Here is a 20,451-nt window from a genome sequence, read left to right on the forward strand (position 1 = left end):
TGACCTGTTGTTATAGGGTGACGCCCGGCGTCAGGGTCGCCGGCAGGGCAAGGCTGGCAGTCTCCAGCGAAGCCACGGGGTAAGCGCAGTAATCGGCGGCGTAATAGGCGCTGGCGCGATGGTTGCCACTGGCGCCTACCCCCCCGAACGGCGCGCTGCTGGCGGCACCGGTCAGTTGCTTGTTCCAGTTGACGATGCCGGCGCGGCTGCGCAGCCAGAAGTACTGGTAGCGGGCACGGGAGTCTGACAACAGCCCGGCGGCCAGGCCGTACTGGGTGTTGTTGGCCTCGTCGATGGCGGCATCGAAGTCGGTGTAACGAATCACCTGCAGCAGCGGGCCGAAAAACTCTTCGTCGGGCCGGTCGGCCACGGCGGTGACATCGATGATGCCCGGGGTCAGCAGTGCGGCATCGGCCTGGGGCTGGGTCATCTCTAGCAACTGGGTAGCGCCCTTGGCGAGCAGCTCAGCCTGCGCCGCGACCAGCGCCCGCGCAGCCTGCAGCGAAATCACCGAACCCATGAAGGGTGCCGGCTGCTGATCAAAAGCGCCGACCGTGATGCCTTTGCACACCTCGACCAACCGCGTGACCAGCGCATCGCCCCAGGCGCCCTGCGGCACCAGCAGGCGGCGAGCACAGGTGCAGCGCTGCCCTGCGGAGATGAACGCCGACTGGATGATCGTGTATACCGCCGCGTCGAGGTCCTTGACCTCATCCACCACCAACGGGTTGTTGCCGCCCATTTCCAGGGCGAGAATCTTGTCCGGACGGCCGGCGAACTGCTGGTGAAGCAGGTTGCCGGTACGGCTGGAGCCAGTGAAGAACAAGCCATCGATACCTGGGTTGGCAGCCAGCGCCACGCCCGTTTCACGTGCGCCCTGCACCAGGTTGAGCACGCCGGCAGGCAGGCCCGCGGCGACCCAGCAATTGACAGTCAGTTCGGCGACCTTGGGGGTCAGCTCGCTGGGCTTGAACACCACACAGTTACCGGCCAGCAGCGCCGGGACAATGTGGCCATTGGGCAAGTGGCCGGGGAAATTGTAGGGGCCGAACACCGCCACCACTCCGTGGGGCTTGTGCCGCAGTACGGCAGTAGCATCGGCCAGCGGGCCGCTTTTCTCACCCGTGCGCTCGCGGTAGCTCTGTATCGAGATCGCGACTTTGTTGACCATGCTGGTGACTTCGGTAGCCGACTCCCACAGCGGCTTGCCGGTTTCCTCGCCAATACAGTAGGCCAGTGCCTCGGAATGCTGCTTGAGCTGTTCGGCGAACTTTTCCAGCACGTCGATGCGCGCCTCCAGGCTCAGTTGCGCCCAGGCCGGAAAAGCCTGACGCGCGGCCTGCACGGCAGCGTCGACCTGGCCGGCATCGGCGCCCTGCCCTTGCCAGACAACGGCTTGCGTGACCGGGTTGAGCGACTGCAGGGCTTCTCCCTGGCCGGCCTGCCAGCTGCCGGCGATGTAATGCGTGGTCATTTACTGGGCCTCCCGGCTTGCCGACAGCGGCACGGCGCGCACATTGTCGCCAGCGCCCATGCGCAGGCGCTTGGCGGTTTGCGGGTCGACCACCAGGGTGCCCGCAGCCAGACGTGCGGGCGCGGCAGTGATACGGCAGTCATCGCGCTTGCGGTTATGGATGATGTAAGGGGTTGCGTCATCGCCAGGCGTACCGACGGCCAGCACCAGGGTCTGGCTCTCGCGTACGGCACGGATCTTCGAGGTTTCGCACTCGATGGCCGGGCCTGCGTCGAAGATGTCGACATACCCCTGGTAGCTGAAGCCTTCCTGCTTGAGCATGGCCAGGGCAGGCTCGGTATCGGTGTGCACACGGCCGATGACGCTGCGCGCAGCCTCCGACAGGAAGCAGGTGTACAACGGGAACTTGGGCATCAGCTCGGCAATGAACGACTTGTTGCCCACACCAGTGAGGTAGTCGGCCTGGCTGAACTCCATCTTGAAGAAGTGCCGCCCAAGGCTCTCCCAGAAGGGCGAACGGCCCTGCTCGTCAGACATGCCACGCATTTCGGCGATGATCTTGTTGCCGAACAGCTCCGGGAACTCGGCGATGAACAGCATGCGCGCCCGCGACAGCAAGCGGCCATTGAGCCCGGAGCGGTGGTCGCTACGCAGGAACAACGAGCACAGTTCGGAGTTGCCGGTCAGGTCGTTGGCCAGGAACAGGGTGGGGATTTCGCGATAGATGTTCAGCTCCTGCGAGGCGCTGACGGTCAGGCCCACCCGGTAGTTGTACCAGGGCTCGCGCAGGCCGACGGCCCCGGCGATGGCACTGATGCCGACCACCAGGCCTTCGTCGTTCTCCAGCACGAACAGGTAGTCGGTGTCACCGCGCTCGGCTTCACCACGGAAGCTCTTCTCGGCCCAGCCGACACGATGCCCGAGGCGCTCCTCGTTGGCCGGCAAGGTGGTCAGCCCGGTGGTACCGGTGCTGCGTGCCAATTCGATCAGCGCAGGTAAATCGCTGCTGCGTACAGGACGAACGATCATGCTATCTCCTTGTGCGGCAACTGTAGCTACCGCAAAACTCTCTGTTCCCAGACCTCAGACCGCGACCAGGCGCACGCTGGCACCCTCGCCCACACCCAGCGCCTCGGCAGCCTCTGCACTGAGGCTGACCGGCTTGCCCGGCACCCAGTCCAGTTCGACCAGCACCGCGCGGTAATCCTGCAGTTGGCCGTTGCACACCAGGTACGGGCGCCCGCCCTTGACCGGCCCTTCCTCGAGCTTGACCGGCACCACCCTGCTCTGGGCGATCGAGCGGATGCCCGAGGCACGCGCATGCAAGGTCGGGCCGCCATCGAAGATGTCGATATAGTGCTCGGTCTCGAAGCCCTCACGCATGAGGATGTCGAAAGTGATCTGCGCGCGCGGATGCACCTGGCCCATGGCTTCCTGGGCAGCGTCCGGCAGCAGGGGCACATAGATCGGGTAGTGCGGCATCAGTTCGGCGAGGAAGGTACGGCTTTTCAGGCCGCACAGGCGCTCGGCGTGGGCATAGTTGAGGTCGAAGAAGTTGCGCCCGATGGCATCCCAGAACGGCGACTCGCCTTGCTCGTCGCTGTAACCGACGATTTCGGTGACCACCGAGTCGGCAAAGCGCTCCGGGTGCGAGGCCATGAACAGCAAGCGGCCACGCGAATTCAGCTCGGCCCAGCCACTGTTCACCAGTTCAGGCAGTACATAGAAGCTGGTCAGCAGGCTGTTGCCGGTGAGGTCATGGCACAGCGACAGGACGTGGATCTTGTTGTGGATCTTCAGTTCGCGGGAGGCGTGCACGAAGGTTTCGTTGCGAAAGCTGTAGAACGGCTCGGAGTAGCCCGCCGAGGCGACGATTGCCGAGCAACCGGCCAGCTTGCCGGTGACACTGTCCTCGAGCACGAAGAAGTAGCTTTCTTCGCCATTGAAACTGACTTCGGCAGCGAACGACGTTTCCGAGGCGGCGATCTTGTCGCCCAGACGGGCAGCGTCGTCCGGCAGCGAAGTGACACCAACGGGGCTGTCGGCAGCCATGCGCTGCACTTCGTTAAGATCAGCCATTTGCGCGGGGCGCATCACCAGCATGGTGTCACTCCTTTGGAAAAACTGGCCGCTTTCGCGGCACGGAAAAACGGCGGGCGCGTGTTGAGTCTGCAAGCACGCGCCCGCACTGGAATTCTGCTATCACCGGCCCGCTCGGGGCCGGCGAAAGGACCGCCAGCGAATCAGGCCTGGGTCAGTTTGGCCACAGCCCGCTCGAAGCGGTCCAGGCCTTCATCGATATCAGCATCTTCGATCACCAGGCTCGGCGCGAAGCGCACCACGTCCGGGCCGGCCTGCAGCACCATCACGCCTTCCTTCTCGGCGGCATTGAGGATGTCCTTGGCCTTGCCCTGCCAGGCTTCGGTCAGCACGCAGCCGATCAACAGGCCGACACCACGCACCTGAGAGAACAGGCCGGCCTGCTGGCCGATCTTCTCCAGACGCACCTTGAAGCGCTCGTGCTTGGCTTTGATACCGGCCAGGGTTTCTGGGGTGTTGATCACATCCAGCACCGCGCAGGCAACGGCACAACCCAACGGGTTACCGCCATAGGTAGTGCCGTGGGTGCCGACCGCCAGATGCTTGGCAAGCTCACTGGTGGTGAGCATGGCGCCGATCGGGAAACCACCACCCAGGCTCTTGGCGCTGGTCAGGATGTCCGGCGTCACGCCGTAGTGCTGATAGGCGTACAGCGAGCCGGTACGGCCCACACCGGTCTGCACTTCATCGAAGATCAGCAGGGCGTTGTGTTCGTCACACAGCTTGCGGGCGCCTTCCAGGTACGCCTTGTCGGCCGGGACCACACCACTCTCGCCCTGGATCGGCTCGATCACCACGGCGCAGGTCTTGTCGGAAATCTGTGCCTTCAGCGCTTCCAGGTCGTTGTAGGGCACATGGCTGATGCCGGTGATCTTCGGGCCGAAACCGTCCGAGTACTTCGGCTGGCCGCCGACACTGACGGTGAACAGGGTGCGACCGTGGAAGCTGTTCACGGCGGAGATGATTTCGTGCTTGTCGGGACCGAAGCGGTCATGGGCCACACGACGGGCCAGCTTGAAGGCGGCCTCGTTGGACTCAGCGCCGGAGTTGCAGAAAAAAGCACGGTCGGCAAAGGTGGCATCGACCAGTTTATGTGCCAGGCGCAGTGCCGGTTCGTTGGTGAAGACGTTGGAAACGTGCCAGAGGGTATTGGCCTGGTCGGTCAGGGCCTTGACCAGTGCCGGGTGGCAGTGGCCCAGGGCGTTTACCGCAATGCCACCGGCAAAGTCGATGAGCTCGCGACCCGACTGGTCCCATACGCGGGAACCCTCGCCTCGCACAGGAATGAAGGCCGCCGGAGAATAGTTGGGGACCATGACCTGGTCGAAATCGGCACGTTGCACCGGGGCTTGCTCAACGGACATCTGAGTCTCCTGAAGAGGAACGCTGGCCTGGAAGTGGCGAGCGATGGGGGGATTGTAAGGACTGATCTGCGCCTGTCCTTGCGGCCAAGCGACAACTTGTTACAGCGCAAAACCCAGTTTTACCCAGGCTTTCGGCAATGCGACAAACACTGTCGCAATCGCGCAGTGTAACGGCAGAGCGGGACTGGGTGAACGGGTGTTCACATAAGAAGACATGCCGGCTGTACCGGCGGCAACCCGATCAGTATGAGAGCCGGCCTGCCGGCGATGGAAGCGCATTGCGCAGGGAAGCTTTCAGCCCTTTTCGGCAGGCGCCGAACTCAATTCGAAGGGGCTGCTGTTACGCCGCTGGTTGCGGTCTTCCCGTGGCGTGGCGCCAAAGAAATTGCGGTAGGCGCTGGAGAAATGCGGGCCGGAGGAGAAACCGCAGGAAAGGCCGATCTGGATGATCGATTTGCTGGTCTGCATCAGCATCTGCCGCGCCTTGTTCAGCCGCAACTCCAGGTAATACTGGCTGGGCACCCGATTGAGGTACTGCTTGAAGATGCGCTCCAGTTGCCTGCGCGATACGCATACATGCTGAGCGATTTCGTCGGTGGTCAGCGGCTCTTCGATGTTGGCTTCCATCAACAGCACCGCCTGGGTCAGCTTCGGATGGCTGGAGCCGAGGCGGTTCTGCAGCGGAATGCGCTGACGCTCCCCCCCCTCACGGATGCGCTCGACCACCAGCTCCTCGGAAACCGCACCAGCCAGTTCAGCCCCGTGATCACGCGCCAGCAATGCCAGCAGCAAGTCGGTCACCGCCATACCGCCGCAAGCGGTCAGGCGATCACGGTCCCAATCGAACAGATGGCTGGTGGCGATGACCTTGGGGAAGCGCTCGGCAAAATCGTCCTGCCAGCGCCAGTGCACCGCAGCGCGGTAACCATCGAGCAGGCCGAGCATGGCCAACGGATATACACCCGCAGACAGCCCACCAATAATGCAGCCGCTACGGGCCAATTGCTTGAGTGCCGAGGACAGCGCCGGCCCCAGCGCCTGGGGCAGCTCGTCAGCGAGCAGGAACAGTTTGTGACAACCCTCCAGGCGCCCGCTCCAGGGCTCGCCCGGCAGGCGCCAGGCACCTTCCTGCGCAGGCTCGGCCTGCAGAAAGGCCAGCTCGTAGACCACGTCAGGATGTACCCGCTGGGCCACCAGCAATACTTCCTCCGCCAGCGCCAACGTCAAGGGCTTGGTGCTTGGCCAGATGAGAAAACCGATTCGCTGGGTGGTCATAGGGTAAGGTCCGAAACCTGAAGTCGTTCGAGTCTGTGGCGCCAGGGCAGACTGCGCACTGCTGCGCAGCATGCCCTATTCTGGTGCGAAGGTGCAGCCTTTACTTCAGGCTGCCAGAGAGAAACTGCTTGAGCCGCTCCGATTGCGGGTTGGCCAGCACTTCGCGCGGGCAGCCGGTCTCTTCGACCAGGCCTTTGTGCAGGAACACCAACTGGTTGGACACCTCACGGGCAAAGCCCATCTCATGGGTCACCACCACCATGGTCCGGCCTTCCTGGGCCAGGGCCTGCATGACCTTTAGCACATCGCCGACCAGTTCGGGGTCGAGCGCCGAAGTCGGCTCGTCGAACAGCATCACTTCAGGCTCCATCGCCAACGCTCGGGCAATCGCCACACGCTGCTGCTCACCGCCGGACATATGCCCCGGGAAAGCATCCTTGCGATGGGCGACGCCCACCTTGGCCAGATAGTGTTCGGCTTTTTCCAGGGCTTCTTTCCTGTTCACGCCAAGCACGTGCACCGGCGCCTCGATGACGTTTTCCAGCGCGGTCATGTGCGACCACAGGTTGAAATGCTGGAACACCATCGACAGCCGTGAGCGCATGCGCTGCAGCTGGCGCGGGTCGGCAGCCTTGAGCGCGCCGTCCTTGCCGGCGACCAGCTTCAGCTCTTCGTTGTTGAGCAGGATCTTGCCGGCGTGCGGCTGCTCGAGCAGGTTGATGCAGCGCAGGAAGGTCGACTTGCCCGAACCGCTGGAGCCGATAATGCTGATCACATCGCCTGCCTTGGCCGCCAGGGACACGCCCTTGAGCACTTCATGGCTGCCGTAGCGCTTGTGCAGGTCTTGGACTTCTAGTTTGTACATGCTGTCGGTTCTCACAGAGCGTTCAGTGCTTGCGCGGCGCCAGGTAGCCGAGCCAGCGGCGTTCGGCCATCTTGAACAGGCGCACCAGGATGAAGGTCAGGCACAGATAGAACACGCCCGCCGTGATGTAGGCCTCGAAAGGCAGGTAGTACTGGGCATTGACCGTACGTGCGGCACCGGTGATGTCGATCAGGGTCACGATCGACGCCAGGCTGGTGGTCTGCAGCATCATGATCACTTCGTTGCTGTACTGCGGCAACGCCCGGCGCAGGGCCGACGGCAGCAGGATGCGACGGTACATCTTCATGCGGGACATACCCATGGCCTTGGCCGCCTCGATCTCGCCGTGCGGGGTGGCCTTGAGGCTGCCGGCGATGATTTCGGCGGTGTAGGCACTGGTGTTGACGGCAAATGCCAGGCACGCACAAAACGTGGCGCTCGATAGCAATGGCCAGAAGATACTTTCGCGCACCGCCTCGAACTGAGCCAGGCCGTAGTAGATCAGGAACAGCTGCACCAGCATCGGCGTGCCGCGGATCACATAGGTGTAGAGCCAGGCCGTGAGGTTGACCACCGGCTGCTTGGACACCCGCATCAAGCCCAGCGGTACAGCCGCCAGCAGGCCGAAGACCAGCGATATCGCCAGCAGCTTGAGGGTGGTCAGCAGGCCGCCGAGGTACAGCGGCATGGCCTCCCAGATGACGTTGTAATCGAAAATCATAGCTCAGCCACCTTGACGCCCACCGAGTAGCGCTTCTCGAGATACTTCAGTGCCAGCAGCGAGACACTGGTCAGCACCAGGTACAACGCCGCCACCGCCAGGAAGAAGGTGAAGGGTTCGCGGGTGGCGTCTGCCGCCTGCTTGGCCTTGAACATCATGTCCTGCAGGCCGACCACCGAAATCAGTGCCGTCGCCTTGGTCAGTACCAACCAGTTGTTGGTGAAGCCCGGGATCGCCAGGCGAATCATCTGCGGTACCTGAATACGGAAGAATACCTGCCGGTTGCTCATGCCATAGGCCGCGCCGGCTTCGGCTTGGCCCTTGGGAATACCCAGGAACGCACCTCGGAAGGTTTCTGACAGGTAGGCGCCAAAGATGAAGCCCAGGGTACCGATGCCTGCGACCAGCGGGTTCAGGTCGATGTAGTCGTCATAGCCCACCAGCGGCCCCAAACGGTTGATGATGTCCTGCCCGCCGTAGAAGATCAGCAGGATCAGCACCAGGTCCGGAATACCCCGGATCACCGTGGAATACATATCGCCCAACCAGGCCAGCCAGCGCACCGGCGACAAGCGCAGCGCCACGCCAATCAGGCCGAGCACAATGGCCAGGGCCATCGACGACAGGGCGAGCTGCAGCGTCAGCCACGCCCCGTCGAGGATGACTGCCCCGTAGCCTTTCAACATGATGAGGTCCTCGACCTAAAGAATGAAAAATGGTGCAAACCTCAGAGCCTCTGCTGTTTGCACCATTGCACAGGTGAAACTCGACGTCTTACTTCGAGTCTGGACCGTAGATGTCAAAGTTGAAGTACTTGTCCTGGATCTGCTTGTACTTGCCGTTTGCACGGATCGCGTCGATGGCCTTGTTGATACGCTCGCGGTTGGCATCGTCACCTTTGCGCACGGCGATGCCGATGCCGTCACCGAAGTATTTCGCGTCGGTGAACGAAGGGCCAACGAAGGCAAAGCCCTTGCCGGCGTCGGTTTTCAGGAAACCGTCTTCCAGCAGGGTGGCATCAGCCACGGTGCCGTCGAGGCGGCCAGCGGCCACGTCGAGGTAGATTTCGTTCTGGGTGCCGTACGGAACCACGGTGGCACCTTTGGCGCCCAGCACTTCCTTGGCGAAGCGGTCGTGGATCGAGCCGCGCTGCACGCCGATCTTCTTGCCTTTGAGTTCATCAAGGCTGTCGCTGACGGTAGCGCCGTCCTTCATCACCAGGCGCGCTGGGGTCAGGTAGTAGCGCTTGGTGAAATCGACCGATTTCTTGCGGTCATCGGTAATCGACATGGACGACAGGATGGCGTCGATCTTGCGCACCTTCAGCGCCGGGATCAGGCCGTCGAACTCCTGCTCGACCCAGGTGCACTTGGCTTTCATCTCTTCACACAGGGCGTTGCCGATGTCGTAGTCGAAACCGGCGATGCTGCCGTCGGGCTGCTTGAAGGCGAAGGGTGGGTAGGCCGCTTCGATACCGATTTTCAACGGTTTTTCATCAGCCTGCGACACCAGGGAAAACACGGAAAGCGCCAGGGCGCCAAGCAGTGCGAGCTTCTTCATCAGGTAACTCCATCGGTACGGGGCATTACAAGGCAGGAGTAACAACTGCCCGATATGCGAATGGGTACAACGCGAGCCGCGCAGGGTTCGACCAAGGTCGCAGACCACGAGCGAGTGAGTGGCATTTTAACGACAGCCCGGTAGTCGATATTTCTTCAAAGCGACAACTACTTACAGAAGCGCTTGAAACGGCAGCGGGCGAGGTTGACAGCCTTTGCAAGATATGCAAGAGCGCAAGGAAAATAACCTATAGAACTAGCAATTACTGGGCCTATTATTGGCAAAGCCTTGTACGACGGCAAGTGTAGCGTGCTGCACTGCAAGAAATGGCGCCGCGAACGCACCGAAACGGGTCATGAGTGTTCCCGCTCGCCCCGCAGCTGTGCGTAATCGGTGACAGAAGAGTTACCGATGAATGTCGGGTAACAGTAAAGCAAAAACCCCGCCGGTTGCCCGTGCGGGGTTTTCGTGCGAAGCAGGACTGCCCTGCAGTCCCGCTCATTTCATCAGGCCGACGCCAGGTTCATTGCCTTGTGGGTATCAATCAAATGCTGCACCACGCCCGGGTCGGCCAGGGTGGAGATATCACCTAGCGAGCCGTATTCCGCCGTGGCGATCTTGCGAAGGATACGTCGCATGATCTTGCCCGAGCGCGTCTTCGGCAGCCCTGGTGCCCACTGGATAACATCCGGCGAGGCAATCGGGCCGATCTCCTTGCGCACCCAGTTCTTCAGCTCCATGCGCAACTGCTCGGTAGGCTCCACGCCGGCATTGAGGGTCACGTACACATAGATGCCCTGCCCTTTGATATCGTGCGGCACCCCCACCACCGCAGCCTCGGCCACTTTGGCATGGGCGACCATGGCGCTTTCGATCTCTGCGGTACCCATACGGTGGCCGGAAACGTTGAGCACGTCATCCACCCGGCCCGTGATCCAGTAGTAGCCATCCTCGTCACGGCGCGCGCCGTCACCGGTGAAGTACATGCCGCGGAACGTCTTGAAGTAGGTATCGACGAAGCGGTCATGATCGCCATACAGCGAGCGGGACTGGCCCGGCCAGGAATCGAGGATCACCAGGTTGCCCTCGGCGGCACCATCGATCAGGTTGCCCAGGTTGTCCACCAGCGCCGGCACCACACCGAAGAACGGGCGGGTCGCAGACCCCGGCTTGAGGCCCGTGGCGCCCGGCAGCGGGCTGATCAGGATGCCGCCGGTCTCGGTCTGCCACCAGGTGTCGACGATCGGGCAACGCTCCTTGCCGACGGTCTTGTAGTACCAGTTCCAGGCCTCAGGGTTGATCGGCTCACCGACCGACCCCAGCAGGCGCAGGCTCGAGCCGTCGGCACCCTCAACGGCCGCCTGCCCTTCGGCCATCATGGCGCGAATCGCGGTGGGTGCGGTGTAGAGGATGTTGACCTTGTGCTTGTCGACGATCTTCGATACCCGGGTAATGTCCGGATAGTTCGGTACGCCCTCGAACAGCAGCGTGGTCGCACCGTTGGCCAGCGGCCCGTAGACGATGTAGCTGTGGCCGGTGACCCAACCGACGTCAGCGGTGCACCAGTAGACCTCGCCGGGGCGGTAGTCGAACACGCGCTCGTGGGTCAGCGCGGCGTACACCAGGTAACCCCCCGTGGTGTGCAGCACGCCCTTGGGCTTGCCGGTGGAGCCGGAGGTATAAAGAATGAACAGCGCCTCCTCGGCACCCATTTCCTTTGGCGCGCAATGGCTGGAAGCCACCTTCATCAGGTCTTCGTACCAGATGTCTCGGTGCTGGTGCCAGGCGATGTCACCACCGGTGCGCTTGCACACGATGATTTTCTGCACGCTGTTGGTTTCAGGGTTGGTCAGCGCCAGGTCCACGTTGGCCTTGAGCGGAGTACGGCGGCCACCGCGCAAACCTTCGTCGGCGGTGATCACCACCTTGGACTTGCAATCGATGATGCGCCCGGCCAGCGCTTCAGGCGAGAAGCCGCCAAACACCACCGAGTGAATCGCACCGATGCGGGCACAGGCCAGCATGGCAACCACGGCCTCAGGGATCATCGGCATGTAGATGGTCACTACATCCCCACGGTGCACGTCCTGCCCGCGCAGGGCGTTGGCGAATTTGCAGACCTGCTCGTGCAGTTCGCGATAGGTAATGTTGCGGTGCTCGGAAGGGTCGTCACCTTCCCAGATGATTGCCAGTTGGTCGCCGCGCTCTTCGAGGTGGCGGTCCAGGCAGTTGGAGGAGACGTTGAGAGTGCCGTCGGCAAACCACTTGATATCGACATGGTGATCGTCGAAGGAAGTCTGCTTGACCTTGGTGAAAGGCTTGATCCAGTCAATGCGCTGGGCCTGCTCACGCCAGAAGCCGTCCGGGTTGATCACCGATTGCTGGTACATGGCCTTGTAGGTGGCCTCGTCGGTCAGGGTAGTGGCCGCAACCTCGGGACGAACGGGATACAGTGGAGCCGCACTCATCTGTGTTACCTCGGTGTAATAGTTGTTTTTGTATGGAACCGTTTGTAACTGTACCAGAGCGGCAAAAGCCATACGACGATGGTAGTAACGCGACAGGTTGCGCACCTTGTGGACGGCCGGAAAGGCTCTAGGCCGCAGCTGGCAACCCGGCGAGAGGGGAAAGCAAAAGATTTTCCCGGGGGGATTGTTACAGTTTCTGTCAAAAGGCGAAAAAACTTTATCAAAACGCCCACTGTTTCCCTTAATTACCGAAGCATAAGATTCACTACGCCAGCAACGGCAAAGGCGATTAACAACTGGTAACAGTCACAGCCCCCACGAAGGCAACTCGTTAATCGCGCGCTAATCCGATAGTTGAAAACTTGGCTGTATTCGCGGTGCCACAAGCGCCGCGTGCCCCCTCACGACCTTAGACAGGTAAATAGAAAATGAAAGCGTTACTGGTATTGGTACTTGGTAGTCTTTGCAGCGCGGCAATGGCCGATGAAGCAAAGGATGCCGAGCAGATTCCGGTTGAACAGTACAGTTATTCGCAGCACCTGGATATCGCCCGCGTCATCTCCATGAGCGAAGTGCCAAACGTGTGCGAAGTCGTGCCGGCCCGCATGACCTACGAGGATTCCAAGGGTCAGAAGCACATTCTCGAATACCGCGTCATGGGTAACGGCTGCTCCAACGGCTGATGAATGATTTGGGCCCTGCGGGGCCCATTCGTCAACAACCCCACGATGAACAGTGTTGAGTTTAATCCACCCGCCACTCCGTCACTCATTCGACTTGCCCAACGAATAATCCCGCAACTTGTTGGCAATGGTTGTATGTGAAACACCCAGTCGCTTGCCCAGCGCCCGGCTACTTGGATATTCCCCGATCAGACTTTCCAGTACAGCCTTTTCAAAGCGCCCGACAATCTGCGAAAGATCACCTTCAAGGGTAAATTCACCCAAGGGTTGCCGCACGCCGTAATCCGGCAGGCGGATATGCTCGCCTTTCACTATTCCGCCTTCGCACAGCGATACCGCCTGGAACAATACGTTTTCCAGTTGCCGGACATTGCCCGGCCAATGGTAGTGCGCCAGTTTGTCCATCGCCGCAGGCGCCAGGCGCGGCAGGGCACAACCAATCTGCCGACTGGCCTGATCGAGAAAGTGCTGCACCAACCCCTCCAGGCCGTCCATGCACTCGCGCAACGGCGGTATGTGCAACGACAACACATTGAGGCGATGGTACAGGTCCTGGCGGAATTCGCCCCGAGCGCACAATTCGGAAAGGTCCACCTGGGTTGCGCAGATCACCCGTACATCCAGGTACACCTCCTCATCACTGCCTACACGACGGAAGCAGCCGTCCTGCAGAAAGCGCAGCAGCTTCACCTGCAGGCGAGGGCTCATCTCCCCCACCCCATCGAGGAACAGTGTCCCACCAGCGGTCAACTCCAGCAGGCCCAGTTTGCCTTCGGCGCGCGCGCCCTCGAACGCACCGGGGCCATAACCGAACAGCTCGGTTTCCGCCATGGACTCTGGCAGGCCGGCACAATTGAGGGCCATCAAAGGCGCCTGCCCCCGCGGGCTGGCCAGGTGGCAGGCACGCGCCAGCAGCTCCTTGCCGGTACCTGTCTCGCCTTCGATCAGCAACGGCGCATCCAGCGGCGCCATGCGCCGCGCCTCACGCACCACCGCCGCCATCACACGCGAGCTTTGGAAGATGCTGTCGAAACCGCGCAGCTCCTGCTTGCGCACGTTATAGATGCGCTCGCCGATGCGGTCGGCACGGTGCAGGGTCAACACCGCGCCAGCCAATGCCTCGCTGTCGTCATGCTCGGACTGCAAAGGTGCGATGTCGGCCAGAAAAATGTCACCTTTGACCTTGACCCGCAGGCCATTGATTCGCGATTTGTTGGCCCGCACCAGTTCCGGCAGGTCGAAGTCCTCGACATAGCGCGCCAATGGGATGCCCGGCACCTCGTCGACCCTCACGCCCAGCAACTGCGCGGCGGTGCGGTTGGCGGCGACGATACTGCCGCCCATGTCGACCGACAGCACCGGGAAATCCAGCGCCCCCAGCAGCGCGTTGAGCTCCATGTGCCGTCGCTCGCTGGGCATCAGGCCGACACGCTTGACCCCGAAGACCCCGGCGATGGACTCGAATTTCGGGCGTAGAGCCTGGAACTGCAGGTTTATCAGGTTCGGGCAATGCAGGTAGATGGCATTGCCATGGTCGCCACCGACCTCACCACGGAGCACGTTGATACCGTACTCCACCAACAGGTTGAGGATGTCGCGAAGGATGCCGATGCGGTTCTGGCAATGCACTTTGATACGCATGAAAGCTCTCGAAGCGGCGAAGTTTTTAAATCGGCCGCATAATATTCGTAAAGAAAAGCTGACAAAAACACAGCAAGGGCCAGCTCGACACACCGAATTTTCCGCGATGCCGCCATGTTTGTAAAATTATCGTTACGAAAAACGCCTTGAAACTGCAGTTCAGGCGTTCTGACACCGGGTGCAATCGGGCAGATGAAGGGATATTTCTTAGGTATGTCGTGGACATAACAATAAAAGCCCTCACCAGGAGAGCCACATGAAACAGACGCAATACGTGGCGCGCGAGCCCGATGCGCAAGGCTTCATCGACTACCCGCAGCAAGAGCATGCGGTATGGAACACGCTGATCACCCGCCAGCTGAAAGTCATCGAAGGCCGGGCATGCCAGGAGTACCTGGATGGCATCGATCAGCTCAAGCTGCCCCATGACCGCATTCCGCAACTGGGCGAGATCAACAAAGTGCTGGGCGCCACCACCGGTTGGCAGGTTGCCCGTGTGCCGGCACTGATCCCCTTCCAGACCTTCTTCGAGCTGCTGGCCAGCAAACGCTTCCCGGTCGCCACGTTCATCCGCACCCCACAAGAGCTGGATTACCTCCAGGAACCGGACATCTTTCACGAGATCTTCGGCCACTGCCCGCTGCTGACCAACCCCTGGTTCGCCGAGTTCACCCACACCTATGGCAAGCTGGGCCTGGCCGCGACCAAGGAACAGCGCGTGTACCTGGCGCGCCTGTACTGGATGACCATTGAGTTCGGCCTGATGGAAACCGCACAAGGCTGCAAGATCTATGGCGGCGGCATCCTCTCTTCGCCCAAGGAAACCGTCTACAGTCTGTCCGGCGAGCCGGAGCACCAGGCCTTCGACCCGATCGAGGCCATGCGCACCCCCTACCGTATCGACATCCTGCAGCCCCTGTATTTCGTGCTACCGAACCTCAAGCGCCTGTTCGACCTGGCCCACGAAGACATCATGGGCATGGTCCAGCAAGCCATGCAGCTGGGGCTGCATGCGCCGAAGTTTCCACCCAAGGTCGCCGCCTGAGCGACCTTGCCGACAACAACTCGAATCGGAAAACACCTCATGAATGCCTTGAACCAAGCCCACTGCGAAGCCTGCCGCGCCGATGCGCCGAAAGTCACCGACGAGGAACTGGCCGAACTCATCCGCGAGATTCCGGACTGGAACATCGAAGTACGTGACGGTCATATGGAGCTGGAGCGTGTGTTCCTGTTCAAGAACTTCAAGCACGCCCTGGCATTTACCAACGCAGTAGGCGAAATCGCTGAAGCCGAAGGTCATCACCCAGGCCTGCTGACCGAATGGGGCAAGGTCACCGTGACTTGGTGGAGCCACTCCATCAAGGGCCTGCACCGCAACGACTTCATCATGTGCGCGCGGACCGACAAGGTTGCCGATACCGCTGAAGGGCGCAAGTAACACGTTGCAAAAGGCCGCTGCGCGCCCTGTTCGCGGGGCGCGCAGCGGCCTTGTTGTGTCAGGAAAATGTCCGGTATCCGCCCGCAAAACCGACAAGCGACCGGGAAAAATTACAAACTGTCATCCAGACTTGTGTATCCTGCCTCAGCTTTGCGAAGCTCCAAACGCGCCTGGCGCAGCCTTTTGACTCACACTTGCGAGGAACGACGAGATGCACGAAATCCCGAATCTTCCCTTCCCAAGCCTGAACCCCGAAGAGCAAACCGTTGCCGCTCACTCCGAACCGGCGCCTGCCGTCGAGGATGGCGACGATCAATCCAGCGCTGACCAGGAATAACCGCGCATCCCCACGACTGTGTGAAAACGGCTGACTTTCGGACTACCGCTGTCATCACGTTTTCACACCGTCCAGAACTTCTGCCACGTAGGCCCCCATGCCCGACTCACCGCGCCCCCTTGCGGTCACCCTGCAAGTCGTCTCCATCGTCCTGTTCACCTTTATCGGCTACCTGAACATCGGCATACCCCTCGCCGTGCTGCCTGGCTACGTGCACAACGACCTGGGCTTCAGCACCGTCGTCGCCGGCCTGGTGATCAGTGTGCAATACCTCGCCACCCTGCTCAGCCGCCCCACAGCCAGCCGCATCATCGACAACCTGGGCAGCAAGAAAGCCGTCATGTATGGCCTCGCCGGTTGCGGCCTGAGTGGTGTTTTCATGCTCGCCTGCGCCTTCCTCACCCACCTGCCTTGGCTGAGCCTGGCCTGCCTGTTGGTCGGCCGCCTGGTACTGGGCAGTGCAGAAAGCCTGGTGGGCTCGGGTTCGATAGGCTGGGGGATTGGCCGGGTCGGCGCTGAAAACACCGCTAAAGTCATCTCCTGGAACGGGATCGCCAGCTATGGTGCGCTGGCCATCGGTGCCCCACTGGGCGTGCTGATGGTAAAGCACCTGGGGCTGTGGAGCATGGGGGTGAGCATCATCCTGCTATGCGCGACAGGCCTGCTGCTGGCATGGCCAAAACGCGCTGCGCCGATTGTCAGCGGCGTGCGTATGCCGTTTCTGCGGGTGCTGGGCAAAGTGTTCCCGCATGGTTCGGGGCTGGCTTTGGGCTCGATCGGCTTTGGCACCATCGCCACCTTCATTACCCTGTACTACGCCAGCCGTGGCTGGGCGAATGCAGCACTGACCCTGAGCCTGTTCGGTGCCAGCTTCATCTGTGCGCGGCTGCTGTTCGGCAACCTCATCAACAGGATTGGCGGGTTCAGGGTGGCGATCGTGTGCTTGTCGGTCGAGACACTGGGCCTGCTGATGCTGTGGCTGGCACCCAGCGCAGAGCTCGCCTTGACCGGAGCGGCGCTCAGTGGCTTCGGCTTCTCGCTGGTGTTCCCGGCGCTGGGCGTGGAAGCGGTGAATCAGGTTTCGGCAGCCAACCGCGGGGCGGCGGTGGGGGCATACTCGCTGTTCATCGACCTGTCGCTGGGCATTACCGGGCCACTGGTGGGCGCGGTGGCGTCGGGGTTCGGGTTTGCTTCGATGTTTCTGTTTGCGGCAGCGGCGGCGTGCTGCGGGCTGGTATTGAGCCTGTATCTGTACCGTCAGGCGCGGCGTTTCAGGCATATTTGAGCGCATGGGGGGGGGGCGCTACGCACCCCTTTCGCGACACGAGGCCGCTCCTACGGGTAACCGCGTACCTCTGCAGGAGCGGTCTTGTTTCAGCGGGCGTACTGCAACACCACTTCCAGCGGATGGCGCATCTGCCGCTCGGTCATGCGCTTGACCTGGCTACGGCACGAATAACCGGTTGCCAGGGCCTCGCCCTCCTTGTCCAGCTTGGTCGCCCAGGACTGTTCGAAGATGGTCCGCGACGTCTCCTGGTTACGTGCCTCATGCCCGTAGGTACCGGACATGCCGCAGCACCCCGTGGCCTCGGTCACCAACTTCAGGCCCAGGCGCGCGAACACCTGCTCCCATTGGCGGGTACTGGCCGGCACGTTGGTCTTCTCGGTGCAGTGCGCCATCAGGCGGAAGTTGCCGGGCGCGGCGTGCGCCTGCTCGGGCAGCACATCCATCAGCCATTCCTGGGGCAGCAACACCTTCGGGCAGCCCTCCAGGCCCGGCACCTTCTGGTACTCCTGGCGGTAGACCAGGGTCATGGCAGGGTCCAGGCCCACCAGCGGTACACCACAGTCGGCCAGGGCCTTGAGCTGGGTGGCATTACGGATTGCCGCCTTGGCAAAAGCCCCCAAAAAGCCCTGCACGTGCAGCGGCTTGCCATTGGCACTGTAAGGCGCCAGGAACACACGGTGGCCAAGGCGATTGGCCAGCTCGATGAACGCGGCCAGCAGCGGTGTCTCGAAGTAACGAGTGAAGGCATCCTGCACCAGCACGATGCTGCGCTCGCGCTGCGCCGGGGTCAGTTCACGCAGCGCCGGCACACTGGCCACGCCAACCCGGCAGCGCGTGAGGGTGGACTGGAAGTTGAAGCGGCTGATCAGCGGGCTGTCGACCATGCCGACCTTGTCCGCCAACAAACTGCTGACCCACTTCGACCCCATCACCGCGTTGTACAGCCCCGGTGCATGGGCCAGGTAGGGGATGCTGAATTCCAGCGAACCGATCAGGTAATCACGCAGCGGGCGCTGGTAGCGACCGTGGTACAGCTCGAGGAAACGCGAGCGGAAGTCCGGCACATTGACCTTGATCGGGCACTGGCCTGCACATGACTTGCACGCAAGGCAGCCGGCCATGGCGTCGTAGACCTCATGGGAAAAGTCTTCCTGGCCCTGGTTGCGTGCACGGTTGTTGCGCAGCCGTGCCGGCAGCCCCTTGAGCCAGGACACCTTGTTGCGCGCCGCAGCCAGCACATCGATGTTCGCCTCACCCTGCAGGCGCAGCCATTCGCGCATCAACGAGGCGCGCCCCTTGGGCGAATGCTGGCGCTCACGGGTAGCCTTCCACGAGGGGCACATGGCGTCATTGGGGTCATAGTTGTAGCAAGCACCATTGCCGTTGCAGTGCACGGCACTGCCGAAGTCCTGCCATACACGCTCGTCGATGGTACGGTCGAGGTCGCCACGCAAGGTTACGCCATCGACCCTGGTCAACCCTTCGGCGCTGCCTGGCGGGGTACAGATCTTGCCGGGGTTGAGCTGGTTGCGCGGGTCGAAGGCACCTTTGAGCCGCTGCAACGCCGGATACAGCTCACCGAAGTACTCCGGCACATATTCCGAACGCAGCCCTTTGCCATGCTCGCCCCACAGCAGCCCGCCGTAGCGTTTGGTCAACGCCGCCACGGCGTCGGAAATCGGCTTGACCAGTGCCGCCTGGGCGGGGTCTTTCATGTCCAGTGCCGGGCGTACGTGCAGCACGCCGGCGTCGACGTGGCCAAACATGCCGTAGGCCAGGCCATAGCCGTCCAGCAGCGCGCGGAAATCGGCAATGTAGTCGGCCAGTTGCTCCGGCGGCACTGCGGTATCTTCAACGAAAGGTTGCGGGCGCACCTCGCCCTCGACGTTGCCCAACAGGCCCACCGAACGCTTGCGCATTGTGTAGACCCGAGTCACGGCCTCGGCCCCTTCGGCCAAGGTGTGGCCCAGGCGCTCGACACTGGTGTCGCGCTGCAGGTGGTCGATGAAGGCTTCAACCCGAGCATTGACCTCGGCCGGCTCATCGCCACAGAACTCCACCAGGTTGATACCCAGCGTGGGGCGCTCCGGGTCGGCCGGGAAGTACTCGGCAACGCTGTGCCAGACGATGTCTTTCATCGCCAGCATCAGCACCTTGGAGTCCACCGTCTCGATCGACAACGGCTTGTGCGCCATCAGCGCATTGGCATCGCGCAGCGCGTCCATGAAGCTGGTGTAGCGGACGTTGACCAGCACCGCATACTTGGGAATCGGCAGCACGTTGAGCTTGGCTTCGACCACATAACCCAACGAACCCTCGGCGCCACACAGCACACTGTTGAGGTTGAAGCGGCCCTGTTCGTCGCGCAGGTGCGCCAGGTCGTAGCCGGTCAGGCAGCGGTTGAGCTTGGGGAAGGTGGTTTCGATCAGCTCGGCCTGGGTTTCCTGAATTTCGCGGGCAGTCCGATAGACCTCACCCACCCGACCGGGCGCAGCACAAGCCTGCTCCAGTGCAGCGTCATCGATCGGCAGGCTGTGCAGGCGCTCGCCACCGAGCAGCACGCTGTGCAGTTCCAGCACGTGATCGCGAGTCTTGCCGTAGGTGCAACTGCCCTGGCCGCTGGCGTCGGTGTTGATCATGCCGCCAACGGTAGCGCGGTTGGAGGTGGACAGTTCAGGCGCAAAGAACAGCCCGTGCGGCTTGAGCGCGGCATTGAGCTGGTCCTTGACCACGCCAGCCTGCACCCGCACCCAACGCTCCTGGACATTGATTTCGAGGATGGTGTTCATGTGCCGCGACAGGTCGACCACGATACCGTCGGTCAGCGATTGGCCATTGGTGCCGGTGCCGCCACCGCGCGGGGTCAGTTTGACCTGCTGGAAGCGTTCTTCGCCCATCAGCGCGGCCACCCGCGCCACATCGTCGGCGTCCAGCGGGAACACCGCCGCCTGGGGCAGGCGCTGGTAGATGGAGTTGTCGGTAGCCAGCACGGTACGGGTACCGTAATCGGCGCTGATCTGGCCACGGAAGCCGCTGCTGCGCAGGGCTTCGAGGAATTCTGGGTAGGCGGCGGTCGGCGCAGTGGTCGGCAGCTGGGCGATCATCGAAGGATGGCCTCTTGATATGGGCTAATTCACGGGAATCCTGTCGCCCTGGCATGGGTTGAGCCATGCCAGGATGACGAATAGGGCAATGTTCCTGTAGTTTCGCCCCAGGGGCAAACGGATAATCCTG

17 protein-coding genes are annotated in these 20,451 nt (G+C 61.9%); 5 read left to right on the forward strand and 12 right to left on the reverse strand.

Annotated elements, in window-relative coordinates; translation table 11 throughout:
* Positions 1–10: 10 nt before the first annotated feature.
* The 10 genes from astD to acs all read right to left on the reverse strand — a co-directional run bounded on the left by astD (position 11) and on the right by acs (position 11,827).
* Positions 11–1,474: a succinylglutamate-semialdehyde dehydrogenase gene (gene astD, locus NGJ21_RS02010; RefSeq protein ID WP_115274159.1), complete on the reverse strand. Its 1,464-nt coding sequence runs from the start codon at positions 1,472–1,474 to the stop codon at positions 11–13.
* Positions 1,475–2,503 (reverse strand): arginine N-succinyltransferase, encoded by a 1,029-nt coding sequence (gene astA, locus NGJ21_RS02015; protein WP_012315596.1) that lies wholly within the window; start codon positions 2,501–2,503, stop codon positions 1,475–1,477. It lies immediately after the preceding gene.
* A gap of 54 nt (positions 2,504–2,557) precedes the next feature.
* Entirely contained in the window at positions 2,558–3,577 is a 1,020-nt protein-coding gene (gene aruF, locus NGJ21_RS02020) for an arginine/ornithine succinyltransferase subunit alpha (RefSeq protein WP_046785392.1), read from the reverse strand.
* Between the two features lie 140 nt (positions 3,578–3,717).
* Entirely contained in the window at positions 3,718–4,938 is a 1,221-nt protein-coding gene (locus NGJ21_RS02025; RefSeq protein ID WP_119687581.1) for an aspartate aminotransferase family protein, read from the reverse strand.
* A gap of 294 nt (positions 4,939–5,232) precedes the next feature.
* Positions 5,233–6,213: a transcriptional regulator ArgR gene (argR, locus tag NGJ21_RS02030; RefSeq protein ID WP_251961732.1), complete on the reverse strand. Its 981-nt coding sequence runs from the start codon at positions 6,211–6,213 to the stop codon at positions 5,233–5,235.
* Between the two features lie 100 nt (positions 6,214–6,313).
* Positions 6,314–7,078 carry an ABC transporter ATP-binding protein gene (locus NGJ21_RS02035; RefSeq protein WP_046785395.1) on the reverse strand — a complete coding sequence of 255 codons (765 nt, stop codon included), beginning with the start codon at positions 7,076–7,078 and terminating at the stop codon, positions 6,314–6,316.
* A gap of 22 nt (positions 7,079–7,100) precedes the next feature.
* Positions 7,101–7,799 carry an ABC transporter permease gene (locus NGJ21_RS02040; protein WP_046785396.1) on the reverse strand — a complete coding sequence of 233 codons (699 nt, stop codon included), beginning with the start codon at positions 7,797–7,799 and terminating at the stop codon, positions 7,101–7,103.
* Positions 7,796–8,485 (reverse strand): ABC transporter permease, encoded by a 690-nt coding sequence (locus NGJ21_RS02045; RefSeq protein WP_012315602.1) that lies wholly within the window; start codon positions 8,483–8,485, stop codon positions 7,796–7,798. Before NGJ21_RS02045 ends, NGJ21_RS02040 begins: the two co-directional genes overlap by 4 nt.
* A gap of 88 nt (positions 8,486–8,573) precedes the next feature.
* A complete protein-coding gene (gene aotJ, locus NGJ21_RS02050; RefSeq protein WP_115274155.1) occupies positions 8,574–9,359 on the reverse strand; it encodes an L-arginine-binding protein AotJ in 786 nt (261 codons plus the stop codon).
* Between the two features lie 506 nt (positions 9,360–9,865).
* Positions 9,866–11,827 (reverse strand): acetate--CoA ligase, encoded by a 1,962-nt coding sequence (gene acs, locus NGJ21_RS02055; protein WP_174142111.1) that lies wholly within the window; start codon positions 11,825–11,827, stop codon positions 9,866–9,868.
* 428 nt (positions 11,828–12,255) lie between these two features.
* Here acs and NGJ21_RS02060 point away from each other — a divergent pair, with 428 nt between their 5' ends.
* Complete coding sequence (locus NGJ21_RS02060) at positions 12,256–12,510, forward strand: DUF2790 domain-containing protein (protein ID WP_012315605.1); 255 nt, start codon at positions 12,256–12,258, stop codon at positions 12,508–12,510.
* An 81-nt stretch (positions 12,511–12,591) separates the two neighbouring features.
* Here NGJ21_RS02060 and NGJ21_RS02065 read toward each other — a convergent pair whose 3' ends face one another.
* Positions 12,592–14,151, reverse strand: coding sequence for a sigma-54-dependent phenylalanine hydroxylase transcriptional regulator PhhR (locus NGJ21_RS02065; protein WP_046785398.1), 1,560 nt, complete (start codon positions 14,149–14,151; stop codon positions 12,592–12,594).
* A 256-nt stretch (positions 14,152–14,407) separates the two neighbouring features.
* Here NGJ21_RS02065 and phhA point away from each other — a divergent pair, with 256 nt between their 5' ends.
* The 4 genes from phhA to NGJ21_RS02080 all read left to right on the forward strand — a co-directional run bounded on the left by phhA (position 14,408) and on the right by NGJ21_RS02080 (position 17,214).
* A complete protein-coding gene (phhA, locus tag NGJ21_RS02070) occupies positions 14,408–15,196 on the forward strand; it encodes a phenylalanine 4-monooxygenase (RefSeq protein WP_012315607.1) in 789 nt (262 codons plus the stop codon).
* A 39-nt stretch (positions 15,197–15,235) separates the two neighbouring features.
* Positions 15,236–15,592 (forward strand): 4a-hydroxytetrahydrobiopterin dehydratase, encoded by a 357-nt coding sequence (locus tag NGJ21_RS02075; protein WP_039604830.1) that lies wholly within the window; start codon positions 15,236–15,238, stop codon positions 15,590–15,592.
* A 211-nt stretch (positions 15,593–15,803) separates the two neighbouring features.
* On the forward strand, positions 15,804–15,929 hold the full coding sequence (locus NGJ21_RS25855) for a hypothetical protein (RefSeq protein WP_256345817.1): 126 nt from the start codon (positions 15,804–15,806) through the stop codon (positions 15,927–15,929).
* A 97-nt stretch (positions 15,930–16,026) separates the two neighbouring features.
* Complete coding sequence (locus NGJ21_RS02080; RefSeq protein WP_251961733.1) at positions 16,027–17,214, forward strand: MFS transporter; 1,188 nt, start codon at positions 16,027–16,029, stop codon at positions 17,212–17,214.
* 89 nt (positions 17,215–17,303) lie between these two features.
* Here NGJ21_RS02080 and ydiJ read toward each other — a convergent pair whose 3' ends face one another.
* Positions 17,304–20,321 (reverse strand): D-2-hydroxyglutarate dehydrogenase YdiJ, encoded by a 3,018-nt coding sequence (gene ydiJ / locus NGJ21_RS02085; protein ID WP_115274153.1) that lies wholly within the window; start codon positions 20,319–20,321, stop codon positions 17,304–17,306.
* Positions 20,322–20,451 lie beyond the last annotated feature (130 nt).

The organism is Pseudomonas sp. Marseille-Q5299, assembly GCF_943737035.1.
Classification (GTDB): domain Bacteria; phylum Pseudomonadota; class Gammaproteobacteria; order Pseudomonadales; family Pseudomonadaceae; genus Aquipseudomonas; species Aquipseudomonas putida_E.

Coding starts and splice junctions, on each gene's coding strand:
- acs (WP_174142111.1), bottom strand. CDS start 11,827: ATGAGTGCGGCTCCACTGTATCCCGTTCGTCCCGAGGTTGCGGCCACT.
- NGJ21_RS02080 (WP_251961733.1), top strand. CDS start 16,027: ATGCCCGACTCACCGCGCCCCCTTGCGGTCACCCTGCAAGTCGTCTCC.
- aruF (WP_046785392.1), bottom strand. CDS start 3,577: ATGCTGGTGATGCGCCCCGCGCAAATGGCTGATCTTAACGAAGTGCAG.
- astA (WP_012315596.1), bottom strand. CDS start 2,503: ATGATCGTTCGTCCTGTACGCAGCAGCGATTTACCTGCGCTGATCGAA.
- NGJ21_RS02075 (WP_039604830.1), top strand. CDS start 15,236: ATGAATGCCTTGAACCAAGCCCACTGCGAAGCCTGCCGCGCCGATGCG.
- NGJ21_RS02040 (WP_046785396.1), bottom strand. CDS start 7,799: ATGATTTTCGATTACAACGTCATCTGGGAGGCCATGCCGCTGTACCTC.
- NGJ21_RS02060 (WP_012315605.1), top strand. CDS start 12,256: ATGAAAGCGTTACTGGTATTGGTACTTGGTAGTCTTTGCAGCGCGGCA.
- argR (WP_251961732.1), bottom strand. CDS start 6,213: ATGACCACCCAGCGAATCGGTTTTCTCATCTGGCCAAGCACCAAGCCC.
- NGJ21_RS02065 (WP_046785398.1), bottom strand. CDS start 14,151: ATGCGTATCAAAGTGCATTGCCAGAACCGCATCGGCATCCTTCGCGAC.
- NGJ21_RS25855 (WP_256345817.1), top strand. CDS start 15,804: ATGCACGAAATCCCGAATCTTCCCTTCCCAAGCCTGAACCCCGAAGAG.
- NGJ21_RS02045 (WP_012315602.1), bottom strand. CDS start 8,485: ATGTTGAAAGGCTACGGGGCAGTCATCCTCGACGGGGCGTGGCTGACG.
- aotJ (WP_115274155.1), bottom strand. CDS start 9,359: ATGAAGAAGCTCGCACTGCTTGGCGCCCTGGCGCTTTCCGTGTTTTCC.
- phhA (WP_012315607.1), top strand. CDS start 14,408: ATGAAACAGACGCAATACGTGGCGCGCGAGCCCGATGCGCAAGGCTTC.
- ydiJ (WP_115274153.1), bottom strand. CDS start 20,321: ATGATCGCCCAGCTGCCGACCACTGCGCCGACCGCCGCCTACCCAGAA.
- NGJ21_RS02025 (WP_119687581.1), bottom strand. CDS start 4,938: ATGTCCGTTGAGCAAGCCCCGGTGCAACGTGCCGATTTCGACCAGGTC.
- astD (WP_115274159.1), bottom strand. CDS start 1,474: ATGACCACGCATTACATCGCCGGCAGCTGGCAGGCCGGCCAGGGAGAA.
- NGJ21_RS02035 (WP_046785395.1), bottom strand. CDS start 7,078: ATGTACAAACTAGAAGTCCAAGACCTGCACAAGCGCTACGGCAGCCAT.